A 16,245-nucleotide genomic window follows, 5' to 3' on the forward strand; every position below is an offset into this window, starting at 1 on the left:
AATGTCTATAAACGCTGATCACCAGGTTCTGGAGCCTGGGAGCAAAGTGCGGCTATTTGTTGTCGATGGCAGTCAGTACAGCGGCCCGGAGCTGTATTTTCATAGCCACCCCATCCCTTTCACCCCGGCAGAACTGGAAGCGGCCGGCACTAACCCCGATAAGCTGCCGGCCAAGTCGATCTGGTGGCAGGGCCAGGAATATAAGCCGTGGCCGGTGGAGATTGAGGGGCTGGAAGTGACGAGCGATGGCACGGCACCGAGTCCTACTTTATCGGTAGGTAACATCGACGGAACGGTAGGCTCAATGTGCCTTGCGTATCAAAACCTGGCGTTGTTCAAGGTCACGATCCGCGATACCTACGCGCATTATCTTGATGCTCGCAATTTTCCAGAGGGTAACCCGGAGGCCGATCCGACGCAGGAAAAGGTTAGCGTGTGGTACATCGATCGCAAGACTGGCGGAGATAACACCGGTATTCAATTTGCACTGTCTTCCCCCGCAGACCTGCAGGGCATCATGATCCCCACACGGCAGATCCACAGCCTTTGCACCTGGTGCATCAGGGGGCAGTATCGCGGCGCATCGTGTGGTTACACCGGAACCCGGTATTTTGATGCTGACGGCAACCCGGTTGACGACCCGGCGAAAGATGTATGTTCGGGCCTGCTGTCCACTGGCTGTGAGCCGCGCTGGGGTAAAGGCAATCTGCTGCCGTTTGGTGGCTTCCCTGGTTCTGCGTTGTTGAAGAGGTAACTATGAGGAAGCACATTATCAGCGCCGTCATGGCGCATGCAGAAGAGGGCTACCCCCGCGAGATTTGCGGCATCGTTGTGCAAAATGGGCGCCGCCAGCAATATCTTCGCTGCCGCAATACAGCCCCGCAGCCCACCGAACAATTTAGCATGCACCCGGAAGACTATGCCGCTGCAGAAGACGCCGGGGAGATCGTTGCTATCGTTCACAGTCACCCGGACGCCACCACGCAACCGAGCCAACTCGACATCGCGCAGTGTGACCTGTCACAACTGCCGTGGGTTATCGCCAGTTGGCCGGAGGGCGATATCAGAACGATTATGCCAACGAAAGGGATTAAGCCGCTGCTGGGCCGCCCGTTCGTGCACGGTATCTGGGATTGCTACGCAATAGTGCGTGATTGGTACCGGCTGGAAAGTGATATCGACCTCCCGAACTTTGAGCGCTCAGATGGTTGGTGGAACCGGGGCGAAAACCTTTACATGCAGCACTATGCTGAAGCGGGATTTATCCCGGCATCCGGCGATCTGCAGGTCGGTGATGTAATCATTATGCAGGTACGTGCCGATGAGCCGAATCACGCAGGGGTATACCTCGGTGATGGGATCATGATCCACCACATGTACGGCCAGCTTAGCCAGCGTGTGCCATATGGTGGATATTGGCAGGATAGGACGATTATCAAACTCCGATACAGGCGACCCGTGTAAGTTCAACGTCGCGTAGGCGAGGCAATACACTACGCCAGTTGGCATCCTCTATTTTATGCGCGTGTGGTTTTATGGTCTGAGTTTCCCGCGCCAGAGTCTGCTTTGCGCGATCCAGCGTTCGTATGTACTCAAAGCCCATAGAGTAAAATGACGGGGCCAGTTGTGAGCGGAGTAACTCAAGGGCCGGATGAGCAGCGGCAATCTGCTCGCGCATGTATTCGGCGGCGCTCCACAGCCAGCACAGGTTGCACAGTTCTTCATCAGTCAGTTCTATAGTGTGCATCTTGATCTCCGGCGCTGGTGGCTGGCTCGCTTTCGACTGGTTGAAGTAGTGATCTTCTAACTTCTCAAAAACCTCCCAAGCCTGATCGGTTTCAAGCATCTTGGCATGGCGGGCCGCGCCGCGTTCTGTCCAGAGGATGAGGGAGCGGGTATGTTTTGCAACAGACCCTCTTAAAGATGGTCTGTTCTTAAATTCTTTTAATTTAACACCTTCTAATTTGAAGTAGTGCTTACCAGCCGTAAATCGATCAGTGTTACGCAGAAAGTTATTTTGGATATGCTTGACGTCTGCGGAATACAGCTGTGCCAGTAACTCTGTGGTAATTACAGCGATTGAATTATAGGTAACTGGAGAAAGGGTTTCGGCTGTGATTTGAATGGCCATGATAGCCTCCTTTTGCTTTTTTCGAATTGCCACTAACGAAGTGGCGCCGGGAGGTTCGAAACGGCGCAAAAGAGACCGCGGACTTATTCCCCTTTCGGGTGTTGTATTCGTCGCCCTCCCGACTCTGATCGGGGTGTGTTCGCACTATGCGTTCACAGAAATATAGGCATAAAAAATCCAACACTGACGGGGTTGGCTCTGTCCGCTTTTGCTAAGGTTTCGACGCCTCGTAGAAAGGAAGATAACGGATAGTGATCTTGCCGTCAAGCGTGTTAAAGTTTTATGCGACTTTTACTGCGAGGATGGGGATATGGCAAACATAAAAGTACACTATGCAAATTTTCCATATACAGAAATCAGCACCAGTTTCGGGGTTTTATCAATAAAAACAGGAGCCTTTCAGTTAAGTGGGGAGTCTGTTACGGGAGATAAGTTTGAGTCCATAGAGATTAGTACTGAGGAAAACGTAAAAAAAATAGGTGGCGCTGTAGGGTGGGGGACTGTTGGGGGCGTTTTGGCTGGCCCTGTTGGAATTTTGGCAGGCGCAATGCTTGGAGGAAATAAAAAGCAAGTTACGTTCATTCTCGGATTAACAGATGACCGCCAGTTAATGGGAACAACTGACGCAAAAGCATATACAGAGCTTGTTGCTGCAAAAATGAAGTTTGACTCATTGAAAACGCCATATATTGATGACGGTTTCGAAGAGTATATACCCGGAGAGGGTGAGCCTACCTTGGATGATTTTGGAAATATGTCTGATGAAGAATTTAATGCTTTCATAAAGAAAGCGAAGAGCGGATAGTTTCTTATATTTTGTGAAAAATAACGCTACCCTCTCCGGAGGGTTTTTTATTGGAGTAAATATGAATATCACAATACACGAATATCGAATGGTCAGACTCTATGGCGTTCTTGGCGCAACATTTGGCCGGGTCCATAAATTGGTTATCTCCACACCGCAAGAAGCCATCAAGGCGTTATCTGTCACCATTCCGGGTTTTGAGCGTTTTTTGCAAACAGCAAAAGAGAGAGGGCTCACTTTCTCGGTGTTTGTCGGGAAAAACAATATCGGCAAGGATGAGCTTGAATTTTCCGGCAGTGACGATATCAGGATCGCGCCAATGATTATCGGAAGTAAAAAAGCGGGGGTTTTTCAGACCATCCTTGGAGCTGTATTAGTCGTTATCGGCGCGATTGGTATGTCCCCGTGGGGGCAAGCATTCGGTGGTGCCGCATGGGGATCGGCAGCCTTACAAGCAGGTGCAGCCATGATGATCGGCGGCGTCATACAAATGCTATCGCCAATGCAAGGCGGCTTAGCGCGACGTGAAAGCCCAGATAATAAGCCAAGCTACGCCTTCGGCGGGCCGGTAAACACTATCGCCCAGGGTAACCCGGTGCCGATTTTGTACGGAAAACGCCGTATCGGCGGGGCCATCATTTCAGCGGGCATCTATGCCGAAGACCAGCAGTAAATAAACATTATTCCCGAATGACCAGCTGCGGCTGGTTTTTTTACGCCTGGAGAAAAGCAATGGCAGCAATAGAAGGACGCAAAGGCGGCAGCAGTAGCCCCAGTACGCCTACAGAATCCCCCGACTCTCTGCAATCTACCTCTTATGCCAAAATCCTGCTCGCCATTGCTGAGGGGAGATAGCTGGCGGCTTGGATGGCACCAACATTTTTCTCGATGGTACGCCGATCATTGGCCCTGATGGCTCAGAGAATTTTCCCGGCGTGAAGTGGGAATTTCGGTCGGGTACACCCGATCAAGACTATATCCCCGGTATGCCGGATGTTGAGAATGAAATCACTATTGGCACCGAACTCACCGGCGCTAGCCCCTGGGTTCGTTCGCTGACCAATACCCAGCTTTCCGCCGTGCGCGTGCGTTTTTCTTGGCAGCAGCTTCAGCAGCAACAAGATAACGGTGATGTTGTTGGCTACCGCATCGAATACGCGATCGACGTTGTGACCGATGGCGGTGCTTATGTTGAAGTGTTGCGCACAGCTGTAGACGGCAAAACTACGACAAAATATGAGCGTAGCCACCGCATTGACCTACCTGCTGCTTTAACGGGGTGGCAGATCCGTGTACGGCGGATCACACCGAACAGCGCAAGCAACCGGGTAGCAGATAAAATGGTTATCGAGTCGATTACAGAGCTGATCGACGTAAAACTTCGCTATCCAGAAACCGCACTGCTGTTTGTGGAGTTTAATGCGAAACAGTTCCAAAATATCCCTCAAGTGTCTTGTGAACCGAAGGGTAGCGTTATCCGTATCCCCACGACTTACGATCCGGTTAACCGTACCTATAACGGCACATGGGACGGCAGATTTAAATGGGCCTGGACGAACAACCCAGCATGGGTATTTTACGATCTGCTTATCAACGATCGATACAGCATCGGCAGCAGGGTAAAAGCTGAAAATCTGGCGCTCACTAAGTGGGATTTGTATGCAATCGCTCAATATTGCGATCAGCTTGTGCCGGATGGGCGCGGTGGTAGCGGTACAGAGCCGCGTTTCTTGTGTGACGCCTACATCCAGTCCCAAGAGGAAGCCTGGACGGTACTGCGCGACTTCGCGAACATTTTTCGCGGCATGACGTACTGGGCCAACAACAGCATGAACGCGCTGGCTGATATGCCCCGGGATGTTGATTACATCTACACCCGCGCCAACGTTAAAGATGGGCTGTTTACGGACAGTAGCGCTAGTGAGAAGACGCATTATAGCGTTGCGATGGTGAGCTGGAGCGACCCGGAAAACGGCTACCAGGACTCTGTAGAGCCAGTGTTTGATAACAACCTGATCCGCCGTTACAACGTCAAGCAGGCTGACTTAACAGCCATCGGCTGCACCCGACAAACCGAAGCCATCAGGCGCGGCAAGTGGCTGCTGTTGACCAACGACAAAGACCGGGTGATCTCCTTCACCGTGGGGATGGATGGCAATATCCCGCTGCCGGGTTGGATCATCGGCGTGGCAGATGAGGCAATGGCGGGACGTCCGCTTGGTGGCCGTATCAGTTCTGTCTCTGGCCGTAATATCACGCTGGATCGCGTTTCCTCGGCTAAAGTCGGTGAACGTCTGATCGTTAACCTGCCAAGTGGCAAATCGCAGGCCCGGACAATCAGCGCGGTCAGCGGCAAAGTGGTAACGGTATCGACAAACTACAGTGAAGTGCCAGCGCCGGAATCTGTCTGGGCGGTCGATGCTACCGATCTCGCTATTCAGCAATTCCGTGTTACGGGCATCACAGAGAACGAAGACAGCATATCGTTTGATATCACCGCCATCGAGCACGATCCAGATAAGTACGCTCGTATCGATACCGGCGCCCGCATCGAAGACCGGCCGATCAGCGTTATTCCGCCAGGCGTCCAGGCACCGCCTAAAAACGTCCAAATCCGCGAAAACTCCGCGACGATTCAAGGTATGGCCGTTGCCACTCTCTATGTGACGTATGATCGCGCCGAGAACGCGATCGCATACGAAACGGAATGGCGCCGTGATAACGGTAACTGGATACCAGGCCCGCGAGTGTCAACGCTGGGTTTCGAAGTGCAGGGCATCTATGCCGGCCGCTATCAGGCCCGCGTGCGGGCGATAAATCCGGCCGAAATTTCGAGCGTGTGGGCCTACGCGCCGGAGCAGCAGCTCTACGGGAAAATTGGTGACCCGCCAGCGCTGGTGAGTTTCACGACGGAAAGCCAAGTGTTTGGCATCGTGCTGAATTGGGCGTTCCCGCCTGGCGCCGAAGATACCCAGAGGACGGAAATCTGGTATAGCCCTAACTCGAACGGTAGCGCCGCGATGCATCTCGGTGATTACGCCTACCCGCAGCGTAGCCACACAATGACAGGACTCGCCGCCGGCGTTAACTTTTGGTTTCAGGCTCGCCTTGTCGATCGCCTGGGCAACGCTGGGCCGTGGGCCGCGTGGGTGCAAGGCACATCGAGTAACCAGGCTGACGAGATTTTAGATTATCTAACGGGCCAGATTACTCAAACTCAGCTCGGCCAAGAACTGCTGGGGCCGATCGAGGATGCAAGCCAGCTAAAAGACATGTGGGCGGTTAAAGTCGGCAAAACACAAGACGGTAAGATGTATACGGCCGGGATCGGCGTTGGTGTAGAGAATACCCCGGAGGGCATGCAGAGCCAGGTTTTATTTCTTGCTGATAGATTTGCGTTCTTGAACATGACAAATGGAGTTGTATCAACGCCTTTTGCTATAGATGGCGGACAAACATTCATTGATTCTGCTTACATCAAAGATGGCACAATTACCAACGCTAAAATTGGCGACTATATTCAGTCCAATAATTACAGCTGGGAGCAGAAAACTGGCTGGTCGATTGAAAAAAATGGAGGTGCTGTATTTAATAGCGTAATTGTTCGCGGGCATATTGAGGCTACCAGCGGATCCTTTGCAGGGGATATTAGTGCTGCAAGTGGGGACTTTTCTGGAACTGTTCGTGCGAACAAAATTATTGGGGATGTTGTTTCTGTTACTCTCGGAAGTGCAAGCAACTCCAGTCAGGGCATTAACTTTTTTAACAAGAAGCTTATTGAACAAATGCCATTTGACCGTTATTTCATTTACGGTCCAATTAACATTAGTTTATATAAGCCTGGTAACTCAGGATCGGGAGGTATGGTAATAAATGTTTACAGGGATGGTGAGATAGTAGGTGCTCAAGGGTTTGATATGAGTACATCAAGCACATCAGGTTCACGCTCGGCAACATGCACGCTTTTTTCGCCCCCGTACTTATCCCTGCAAACACAACACCGCAAATGAGAGTTGAGTTCGTTAGCAGTGGCATGAGCGGGACTACATATAACACTAGCGGAATCGCTATGGTTTTCAATGCCTCTGGTAGATGGCAATAAAATAAGGGAATAGATGATGAGGTATTTAGTCATTGCTTTAGTTTTAACTATTGTTGGTTGTAGTTCAGTGGAGCATAAAAGGACGCCTTTTTGCTATGAGTTGTGGGTTGGTGAAGCTCAGCCAGGTAAAAATTGCATCGGTTCGGGTGGCCATCAGTAAAAAGGCATAAGTACTAGTCATAACCCGCTTCGGCGGGTTTTTTATTTGGAGAGTAAAAATATGGCAGTAATAAGTGGTGTATTAAAAGGCCCCATTGGCGATGCTCGAGTCGGTGTAGTAATTGAATTACGTGCTGTTAGAACCTCTACAACCGTTGTAATCCAGGCTCGCTCGCAGGCCATTACTGACGCCACAGGGCGTTACTCGCTGAGTGTTGAACCAGGTCAGTATGATGTAATGATTACTGCCAGTGGCCGTACTCCGGAGCGCGTGGGCGGCATTCAGGTAATGCTTAACTCGCAGCCAGGCACACTAAATGATTTCCTCACAATCCCTGGCGAGGCTGACTTAAATCCGGCTATTGTAGAAACTGTAGATCGTATGCGTGCCGAGGCCGCAGCCAGCGCAGCATCGGCAAAAGAGAGCGAGAATAACTCTGTCGCAGCAATGACAAACGCGCTCAGCAAAGTAACGACAGCAGAGCAAACTGTAGCCAGCCCAGTGAAGTTTAATAACGGAACAACGTCGCTCGGTGATAGTGTTCTACAGTCAAAGACCCCCGGCGCTAATGTTATTATCAGGTTTAAGGATAATGATGCAGTTGAACAGGGAGCACTTTATAACACTGTTGCTACTGGACAAATGACGCTTAGGTGGGCAGGTACAGCATACAGTGCATTATTTAAACCTGATGGCACAGTAACGTTTCCATCAACTGTATATTCTGGTACAGCACGATTATTATCTGAGGCCACACAGTTAGGGACGCAGGATTTAAATACTGTTGTCGATGAGAAAAGATATTTCCAGAACTCGACCACAAACGCGACCCTTGCAAGAAATTATCCAGTAGCCCTGGCTGGTGTATTGGAGGTTATCAACTCTCACGCTCAAGCAAGCGGAAGAACTGGTGTTACGCAAAATTATTACGTGTGGAATGTTGTTGGTTATTATTACACTCGTACATATTTTGCTCTAACGGATACGTGGAGTGAATGGGACATTTATGAAGCGAGAACCAAAAGTGATGCGCGTTATCTACAAATTGGAGCCTATGGACTTGGTGCTGATTTTCGGCCATCGTTAACGGGATATACATTAGCATCCGATTATCGAATTAACGGTGCATTTTACGCTAATATCTCAGCGATGACCGATACATTTGATGCAGCGAATAATCATGTTCTAAACGTGTTCGGGTATTCAAATCGCACTTACGGTTTTCAGATTGCATTTCCGTTTGGCGCAGACAAAATGGCATTCCGGCGCATTCAGAATAACGCATCTGGAGCATGGAAAGAAGTTTGGCATAACGGAAACACAACAGTAGACGCCAACGGTTTCCTCAAGAAAGCCAGCCCTATTGTTAAGTTGTTCAGCGATGGCACGAGTGAACTCAATGAACAAAGCCAGGGAGTTAGTACCGAACGCATAGAAGAGGGGGTTTATCGTGTGTCCGGCACACTTGGCTTTAACTCTGATGCTGGGTGGGGCGGAGCAGATGGCGGTATTGAGATACCAATTGATCGCAATAAATTACCGTTGGTATGGGTTGATTACGAGGTCGAAGCCACCGGCGACCTGCTGATCAAGACCTATCATCGCGTTAACTCCACCGCTCCGAAATTCGCGCAGAACGTGAAAGTCGGTTACAAAGAAGGCACCCCGATCGATATTCCCGATGGCCGGTGGATTGATCTGCGTGTCGAAATGCCTGCAGGTGATGATCCGGTTGAAGAGCCAGCCATTGATGAGCCTGTGGAACCTGAGCAACAAACAGAAGATGAATTTAAGCCAGAGCCGGAAGATGTGGGAAACGGGGAGGAACCGTCACAGGGTGAAACAATTGTACCTGCTGAAGAGCCAAAAGAGTAACTACAGAGCCGGGAGAGACCCCGGCTAAACTTTCTTTCCTTATCGATCAGACTCATATCATTCACTGAGTAAATCAATCTTCACACTCCGATACCTCACAATTATACTGTATTTATGTACAGTTATTTTGTTGTGTGAGGTTTCTATGAGCCGTAAAGATTCTGGTTATGACATTGTGTACAGGGGGAGTTGAGGGATTACATACCACCTGGTCGGTTAGTATTTTTTCAACGGCTGAGGGAGTATGGCGGCGGTTACTGGCTTGGGAGAGCATACGACAATGCTTTCATCTTTGAGATAGAAAGACCAGTGTCATTGCGTGAAGGAATCGACTACATACTTAATCTTTTTCATCAACAGAGGATGGAGGAATGTCCTGATGAGATCGATGCTAACTACACGTTGTTTTGATTATCAACGCCGCGAAAAGGGCTTTTCCGTCGAGAGTTTTACCATGGTTTTACCATTATTTTACCATGTTAAAATTCCAGACATAAAAAAACCAACCGTAACAGGTTGGTTTCTCTATATAATTTTGGTCGGCATGAGAGGATTCGAACCTCCGACCCCCGACACCCCATGACGGTGCGCTACCAGGCTGCGCTACATGCCGACGCAGTGAAAACCATACTACCGTTTCCGGGCGTAAATTCAAGCTGGTGTCTAACTGATTGCTTTAGATTTAAGCAGTTAGTTGGCAATAAAGCGCTTAACATCGGTCAACACCTGCAACAGCAGCGCTAACTGCGGTTTTTCGTCCTTTAATTCATTATCGTGCTGATCATAGGCACGGTAAGTCCCATTTCCATCCAATATCAGCGTCTGTGTTGGCGTGGTAATTACCAACTGGCTGCCATTACCGGTAGCGACCCAGTTATTTTTACGCTGGGCGGCAAACAGGTCTTCCCCCTGCGAATAATCATTGGCGGTTGTTTTCACATGCAACAGGCGTTGCATCAGAGTCCGCATCACGTCATTGTGATTGGTCAGCTTATTGATAGTCTGCGCTGGCGTGCCCGGCCAGTGGATCACCAAAGGCACCTGCAATTGGCTGCGGTTGAAGCTGTTACCCGCCCCCAGTTCCCTTTATCGGTATCGTTGAACTCCACCCCGTGCTCGGCGGTGATGATTACCACGGTTTTGTCCAGCATGCCTTTTTCTTCCAGGGTTGCCAGCACCTGGGCAATCTGGGTGTCGACATCTTTTGCACCAGCACGATAGCGCTGGATGAAAGCGTCCGATGACAGGTTTTTCCCACCCTGGATCTCACTACCGCTGAAATTAATATAAGAGAACCAAGGCTTATCCTTGTTCTGATTGGCCAGCCAGCTTTGCCATTGATGCGTGGTTGCTGCGTCACTCTGCACCAAGGGTTTAGGTGGCAGAGAGAAGTCAGTCAATAACGCCTGGCGGTAAAGGCTGGCATTGAAGCCGTCAGAAGAAAACAGGCCGAACTGATAGCCTTGATCGCTTAGCGCACTGATCAACGCTGAAGGCTTGCGGCCCGCCAGAATACCGTCCAGATAGGTCGGGGAAATACCGTAGAACAGGCCAAACAGGCCGGTATCTGCATGGTTGCCAGAACTGTAATGGTCGTTGAAGCGTATATTTTCCTGCGCAAAGCGGGTAAGGGCAGGCATATCTTGCGTGACATCCGCAGTGCGGATGCCGTTAACCACAATCATCAGCAGGTTATAACCACTGCCCTTATCGCTGTAGTTGAGTCGATTTAGCGGGTATTCGACCGCTGCGGCCGCCGGGTTGCCTTGCTGCATAAGGCGACGTTCATATTCTTGTGGATCGAGCAGGCCATGCTTTTCCAGGAACTTACGTGCGGTCATCGGGTAAGAGAGTGGAAGGTTGGCACGCTGCATGGTGATCGGACGATAGAAATTGGCATCCGCCCAGATGTAAATCAGGTGCGAAGCGAAGAACGAGCAGATAAACAGCACCGCCAGCGGCTTGCCAAAGCTGCGTCGGTTGAGGCTGCGTAGTTTCTGCCAACTCCAGGTGGCAAACAGCATCTCCACCAGGAAGATCACCGGTACGCTGATAAACATCAATTGCCAATCGCGAGCCAGCTCACTCTGGTCCGGGTTGACTACCAGTTCCCAGACTACCGGGTTAAGGTGCAGGTGGAAGCGGGTAAAGACTTCGCTATCTACCAGCAGCAGCGTCAGCCCGGTGGTGGCCAGCGCCGCAGAAATAAATCGCAGCAGGCGCTGCGACATCACCACAAAGGTGAGCGGGAAGATGATCAGCAGATAGGCGGCAAACACGATAAAGCTGAATTGCCCTACCAGGCTGACTAACGCATAGACGCGCCCCAGCAATGAGGACGGCCAATCGGCAACAAAGAGGTAGCGGCTGCCCAACCCGATACTGAGCAGAATATTAAATAAGGCGAACCAGTGCCCCCAACTGATCATCTGGGAGACTTTTTCACGATAACGCTGACGGTTTGTCACCATAAATAATTATTAATGCGCTTTATCTTCACGGATAGAAGCCTGCAAGGCTTCAGCAAACGATCTGGCCAGAGACTTCCGCTGAGCAGGAGCAATACTGGTGTTGATCAAATTGGTTACCATGTTACCCAGCACCATCAAAGAAAGATCGGTGGGAGTATGGTGCTTTTCTAAAACATTGACCAGCTCAGAGAGCAGTTGTTCAACGTGTTCGTCACTGTAACGAGATGATTGTGGCATAAAGATTGTGCTCAAAGCCCGACAAAGTCCCATATCTTACCGTATAGAGCCGTGATTTTCCGCTCTTTTATAGTGCGAAGATCGTTAAGGAATGGATTAATTGATTGAGCCATTGCCGCTTCAGTGCTTGAATACGCGCTCAAAGAACAGGAGGATTTATCATGAGTCTGGATATCCAGCAGATTGCACTGCACCAGTTGGTAAAACGCGATGAGCAGACGCTGGAGGTGGTGTTGCGCGATTCCCTTCTTCCCACCAATACGGCGGTGGAAGATATGATGGCGGAACTGCATCGCGTTTACAGCGCCAAGAGCAAAGCTTACGGCCTGTTCAACGAACAGAGCGAATTGGCGGATGCGTTACGCAGCTGCCGCAAAGGGGATGAAGATTTCCTGGCGTTCAGCCGTGCGGCTACTGGCCGTTTGCGTGATGAGCTGGCCAAGTACCCGTTTGCCGAAGGCGGCGTGGTGTTGTTTGGCCAATACCGTTACCTGTCGGCGGAATATTTGCTGATTGCGGTGTTGAACAGTTGCAACAGTATGCGCGTTAATGAAGAGCTGGATATCAGCACCACGCACTATCTGGATATCAACCACGCGGACATTGTGGCGCGTATCGATTTGACCGAATGGGAAACCAACCCGGATTCCACCCGCTACCTGACATTCCTCAAAGGGCGGGTAGGGCGTAAGGTTTCCGACTTCTTTATGGATTTCCTGGCGGCGGCAGAGGGGCTGGATACCAAGGCACAAAACCGTGGTTTGCTGCAGGCAGTAGATGATTACTGTACGGATGCGCAGTTGGATAAAAACCAACGCCAATCGGTTCGCCAGCAGGTTTACAGCTACTGTAATGAGCAATTGCAGGCTGGGGAAGAGATAGAGCTGCAAGAACTGTCGAAAGAGATAGCCCCTGTGGGCGAGAAGGATTTCCTGCAGTTTTCCAGTGAACAGAATTATCAACTGGAAGATAGTTTCCCGGCGGATCGCGGGACGTTACGCCAACTGACCAAATTTGCTGGTAGCGGCGGCGGTATCAGCCTGAACTTTGACGCGATGCTGTTGGGGGAGCGGATTTTCTGGGATCCGGCCACCGATACGCTGACTATCCGCGGCACACCACCGAACCTGCGCGATCAGTTGCAACGCCGTTCAAACGGTGGCAAATAGGCCGGATCGCAGCCAATAAAAAACGCCGCAATTGCGGCGTTTTCTACTTCGGCGTCCCGAAATCGATAGCGTTGCGATTAAGCGCGAACGAAGTCGATGTGAGCCAGTTTTGGCTTGAACGGGTGACGCTGTACAGCCTGAACCTTAACTTTGGTTTCTTTACCGTCGATAACCAGAGTTACTGCTTCGCTGTAGAATTCTGGTTTAGCTTCCATGTTCTTTACAGAATCATGGTCTAATTCGATGGAAATTGCAGCTTCTTTGCCACCGTAAACGATAGCGGGGAATTTGTTTGCTGCACGCAGGCGGCGGCTCGCACCCTTACCCTGGTCTTTACGTACTTGTACGTTGATAGTGAACATTGTTTTTTCTCTAAAAAGAAAATTTACCCTGCTACAGGCGACCCAGTAACAGGCTCGGTAACGTGCTTCCACACCGGGAGAACCCAGGTAAAGCGGGCGGCATTTTAACGGAAAGCCGCGCCATGGGCAATGAAAACCTGCCCTGTGCCGCTAATAGAGCTCATTGGCTCGGCGGAAGCGGCCCTGATAATCAAATACTTTTTCACGCACCTGCCAAAACTGACCGCGTTTGCGCGCGACGACAAAGTCTGGATGGCGCAGCAGCGGTTGCTGAGCCAATATATCCGCGGCATTTTGCCAACTGAAAGGCACACCGGGCGCGCGCTGGTGCGGGCGCACGAATAGCATCTCGAAGGCTTTACGCTGCGCCGGAGTGTGCAGGCGAAAACGCTCGCTGGTGCTGGTGCCGTCTTCGTCATAATAGGTGGCCTTCAGCCATTCCCCTTTATCATCCCGCCCGCTTTGCAGCTCCATTCCTCCACAGCGTAATACCAGCGCGTCTTTCAGCTTCAGCGCAGCCTTCAGCATATCGTCCGGGTCGACCAGCACTTCCTGGCACTGATGGCAGCGGCGTGCCGCAATGTCGTTTTCTGCGCCGCAGTGTGGGCAACTCTTGAAGCGGAAACGATAGTCACATTGTTCACGATTTCCCTCGTCGTCCTCCAGCCATCCCTGACAGCGCCGGCCATAGTGCTCGATTATTTCGCCACTCTCGGTACATTTCCCCCAAAACAGGTTGGCGAAGCCGCAGCCAGGGCAAAATACCTGCACCGGCTGGCTGTCCGCATGGGGCTTACTGGTACCAACCTCCGGCGTGAACAGATCGTGGGGGTTCCCGGCGTAATCAAGGATCAGGCAATCTTCTTTGCCCGGTGCCAGCCGCAGGCCACGCCCGACTATCTGTTGGTACAGGCTGACAGATTCGGTTGGCCGCAAAATGGCAATCAGATCGACATGAGGCGCATCAAAACCGGTGGTCAGTACCGCAACGTTGACCAGATAGCGCAACTGCTGCTGTTTGAAGGCCTCGATCAGGGCATCGCGTTCGGCTGGGGGTGTTTCAGCACTGACCAACGCCGCTTCCCCGCCTGGCAACAAACCGTGGACTTCGCGTGCATGTTCTACCGTCGAGGCAAAAATCATCACGCCTTTGCGGGTTTGTGCGTATTCCACAATTTGGCTGATGATATGTGGCGTGATGCGGTTTTGTTTTTTAGCTCTCGATCAAGGTCGACTTCGCTGAACAGGCCATTGCTTCTGGCTTGCAACCGGCTGAAATCGTACTGCACGATCGGCATATCCAATCGCTCCGGCGGCACCAGGAACCCATGCTTGATCATGTAACGCAGTGGCAGTTCATAAATACAGTCTCTGAACAAGCTGCTGCCGTCGCCCCGCGTTATGCCATGATAGTGGTATTGATAAATCCAGCCCTTGCCCAGACGATAAGGTGTGGCAGTCAGGCCGAGCAGACGCAGTTGCGGGTTGGTTTTTTGCAGATGCTGGATAATTTGCTGGTATTGGCTGTCATCGTCGTCGCTGATGCGGTGACATTCGTCAATAATCAACAGCGAAAAAGCGCCGTCAAACAGCGGCAGATTGCGGGCCACCGATTGCACGCTGCCGAAAACCACTTTGCCAGCGCTGTCTTTCTGCTGCAAACCGGCGGCGAATATGTCGGCTTCCAGGCCATACGCGCAGTATTTGCTGTGATTTTGTGCCACCAGCTCCTTAACGTGGGCCAGCACCAACACCCGGCCACGGGCGCGCTTAGCCAGTTCGGCAATCACCAGGCTTTTGCCTGCGCCGGTTGGCAGCACAATCAATGCCGGTTCAGGATGCCGGCGGAAGTGTTTGATGGTGGCGTCAACCGCCTCCAACTGATAGGGGCGCAGGGTAAAAGCCATCGGTTATCGCCGTTCACTGTCGTGGGCCATCAGGAGTTTATTTTGCCACATAAGAACCCACAAAATTAATGACATTTTGCTCCCCAGACGGCGGAAAAATTTCTATTATTATGCCCTCTAGGCGTACGCAGTGCGAGATGCATGGAAATTGATCCTGTCATGGCGTCGTTTACGCCGTTATACTGGGCCGTTTCCCCACGCAATTTTCTTCTCCGAGCCGGCTCATTTGCACCTGGTGCAAGGGCGGGACGTCATATTCAGCAATACGATCAATGCGATCTTAACAATCACAGGCAAAGCAGATTCAATGCGACTGGACAAGTTTTTATCTCAGCAGTTAGGTATCAGCCGTGCGCTGGTAGCGCGTGAACTCCGTGCAAAACGCGTCACCGTAGACGGTGAAGTGGTGAAGAGCGGGGCGGTTAAACTGACTCCGCAGCAGGAAGTGGCGTTTGATGGCAACGTTTTGTCTCAACTGAACGGGCCACGTTATTTCATGCTTAATAAACCGCAGGGTTACGTGTGCTCTACCGACGATCCGGATCATCCAACGGTGCTCTATTTCCTGGATGAGCCCGTGGCTTACAAGCTACACGCAGCAGGCCGCCTGGATATTGATACTACCGGCCTGGTACTGATGACGGATGACGGTCAGTGGTCGCACCGTATTACCTCTCCGAAACATCATTGTGAGAAAACCTATCTGGTGACGCTGGAACATCCGTTGGCAGCCGATACGGCGCAACAGTTTGAGCAAGGTGTGCAGTTGCATAACGAGAAAGACCTGACCAAAGCAGCCCGATTGGAAAAGATTGAGGATAACCTGGTGCGTCTGACCATCAGTGAAGGCCGTTACCATCAGGTGAAGCGGATGTTTGCCGCCGTCGGTAACCGGGTCGTCGAATTACACCGCGAACGCATCGGCGCCATTGTGATGGATGATGATTTGGCACCGGGTGAATACCGCCCGCTGACCGAAGAAGAAATTGCCAGCGTGGGCGCTCCGCACCTGCAAGATTGATTTTT

General features: G+C 51.3%; 10 protein-coding genes, 1 tRNA gene and 3 pseudogenes. 8 read left to right on the forward strand and 6 right to left on the reverse strand.

Features of this window, described 5'->3' with window-relative positions; translation table 11 throughout:
* Nucleotide 1 precedes the first annotated feature (1 nt).
* On the forward strand, nt 2–754 hold the full coding sequence (locus ACQ86O_RS14665) for a phage minor tail protein L (protein WP_431221728.1): 753 nt from the start codon (nt 2–4) through the stop codon (nt 752–754).
* A gap of 2 nt (nt 755–756) precedes the next feature.
* The gene (locus ACQ86O_RS14670; RefSeq protein ID WP_431221729.1) at nt 757–1,464 is read left to right on the forward strand and encodes a C40 family peptidase; all 708 of its coding nucleotides are present in this window, start codon (nt 757–759) and stop codon (nt 1,462–1,464) included.
* Here ACQ86O_RS14670 and ACQ86O_RS14675 read toward each other — a convergent pair.
* Nucleotides 1,436–2,131, reverse strand: a complete 696-nt coding sequence (locus ACQ86O_RS14675; protein WP_431221730.1) for an ORF6N domain-containing protein — start codon at nt 2,129–2,131, stop codon at nt 1,436–1,438. The two genes, ACQ86O_RS14670 and ACQ86O_RS14675, sit on opposite strands and share 29 nt — an antisense overlap.
* A 310-nt stretch (nt 2,132–2,441) precedes the next feature.
* On the opposite strand from ACQ86O_RS14675, the gene ACQ86O_RS14680 reads away from it, so the two are divergent.
* The 4 genes and pseudogenes from ACQ86O_RS14680 (at nt 2,442) to ACQ86O_RS14695 (ending at nt 9,073) form a co-directional block, all read left to right on the forward strand.
* Nucleotides 2,442–2,936: a hypothetical protein gene (locus ACQ86O_RS14680; protein WP_431221731.1), complete on the forward strand. Its 495-nt coding sequence runs from the start codon at nt 2,442–2,444 to the stop codon at nt 2,934–2,936.
* A gap of 61 nt (nt 2,937–2,997) precedes the next feature.
* Nucleotides 2,998–3,609, forward strand: coding sequence for a tail assembly protein (locus tag ACQ86O_RS14685; protein WP_431221732.1), 612 nt, complete (start codon nt 2,998–3,000; stop codon nt 3,607–3,609).
* A gap of 59 nt (nt 3,610–3,668) precedes the next feature.
* Nucleotides 3,669–6,946, forward strand: a pseudogene (locus ACQ86O_RS14690) (host specificity protein J).
* A 312-nt stretch (nt 6,947–7,258) separates the two neighbouring features.
* Nucleotides 7,259–9,073, forward strand: coding sequence for a prophage tail fiber N-terminal domain-containing protein (locus ACQ86O_RS14695; protein WP_431221733.1), 1,815 nt, complete (start codon nt 7,259–7,261; stop codon nt 9,071–9,073).
* A gap of 536 nt (nt 9,074–9,609) precedes the next feature.
* Here ACQ86O_RS14695 and ACQ86O_RS14700 read toward each other — a convergent pair.
* The 3 genes and pseudogenes from ACQ86O_RS14700 to ACQ86O_RS14710 form a co-directional block, all read right to left on the reverse strand.
* A tRNA-Pro gene (locus ACQ86O_RS14700) sits at nt 9,610–9,686 on the reverse strand.
* Between the two features lie 77 nt (nt 9,687–9,763).
* A pseudogene (gene yejM / locus ACQ86O_RS14705) lies at nt 9,764–11,544 on the reverse strand (LPS biosynthesis-modulating metalloenzyme YejM).
* A gap of 9 nt (nt 11,545–11,553) precedes the next feature.
* Complete coding sequence (locus tag ACQ86O_RS14710; protein WP_076941538.1) at nt 11,554–11,781, reverse strand: YejL family protein; 228 nt, start codon at nt 11,779–11,781, stop codon at nt 11,554–11,556.
* A 161-nt stretch (nt 11,782–11,942) separates the two neighbouring features.
* Between ACQ86O_RS14710 and yejK the strand changes: the two genes are divergently transcribed.
* Entirely contained in the window at nt 11,943–12,950 is a 1,008-nt protein-coding gene (gene yejK / locus ACQ86O_RS14715) for a nucleoid-associated protein YejK (RefSeq protein ID WP_431221734.1), read from the forward strand.
* 77 nt (nt 12,951–13,027) lie between these two features.
* Here yejK and rplY read toward each other — a convergent pair whose 3' ends face one another.
* Complete coding sequence (rplY, locus tag ACQ86O_RS14720) at nt 13,028–13,312, reverse strand: 50S ribosomal protein L25 (RefSeq protein ID WP_431221735.1); 285 nt, start codon at nt 13,310–13,312, stop codon at nt 13,028–13,030.
* Between the two features lie 150 nt (nt 13,313–13,462).
* Nucleotides 13,463–15,219, reverse strand: a pseudogene (locus tag ACQ86O_RS14725) (DEAD/DEAH box helicase).
* Between the two features lie 307 nt (nt 15,220–15,526).
* Here ACQ86O_RS14725 and rsuA point away from each other — a divergent pair.
* Complete coding sequence (gene rsuA / locus ACQ86O_RS14730; protein WP_431221736.1) at nt 15,527–16,240, forward strand: 16S rRNA pseudouridine(516) synthase RsuA; 714 nt, start codon at nt 15,527–15,529, stop codon at nt 16,238–16,240.
* Nucleotides 16,241–16,245 lie beyond the last annotated feature (5 nt).

Source organism: Serratia sp. L9, assembly GCF_050632285.1.
Taxonomy (GTDB): domain Bacteria; phylum Pseudomonadota; class Gammaproteobacteria; order Enterobacterales; family Enterobacteriaceae; genus Chania.

Coding starts and splice junctions, on each gene's coding strand:
- ACQ86O_RS14710 (WP_076941538.1), bottom strand. CDS start 11,781: ATGCCACAATCATCTCGTTACAGTGACGAACACGTTGAACAACTGCTC.
- rplY (WP_431221735.1), bottom strand. CDS start 13,312: ATGTTCACTATCAACGTACAAGTACGTAAAGACCAGGGTAAGGGTGCG.
- ACQ86O_RS14695 (WP_431221733.1), top strand. CDS start 7,259: ATGGCAGTAATAAGTGGTGTATTAAAAGGCCCCATTGGCGATGCTCGA.
- ACQ86O_RS14685 (WP_431221732.1), top strand. CDS start 2,998: ATGAATATCACAATACACGAATATCGAATGGTCAGACTCTATGGCGTT.
- ACQ86O_RS14665 (WP_431221728.1), top strand. CDS start 2: ATGTCTATAAACGCTGATCACCAGGTTCTGGAGCCTGGGAGCAAAGTG.
- ACQ86O_RS14675 (WP_431221730.1), bottom strand. CDS start 2,131: ATGGCCATTCAAATCACAGCCGAAACCCTTTCTCCAGTTACCTATAAT.
- rsuA (WP_431221736.1), top strand. CDS start 15,527: ATGCGACTGGACAAGTTTTTATCTCAGCAGTTAGGTATCAGCCGTGCG.
- ACQ86O_RS14670 (WP_431221729.1), top strand. CDS start 757: ATGAGGAAGCACATTATCAGCGCCGTCATGGCGCATGCAGAAGAGGGC.
- yejK (WP_431221734.1), top strand. CDS start 11,943: ATGAGTCTGGATATCCAGCAGATTGCACTGCACCAGTTGGTAAAACGC.
- ACQ86O_RS14680 (WP_431221731.1), top strand. CDS start 2,442: ATGGCAAACATAAAAGTACACTATGCAAATTTTCCATATACAGAAATC.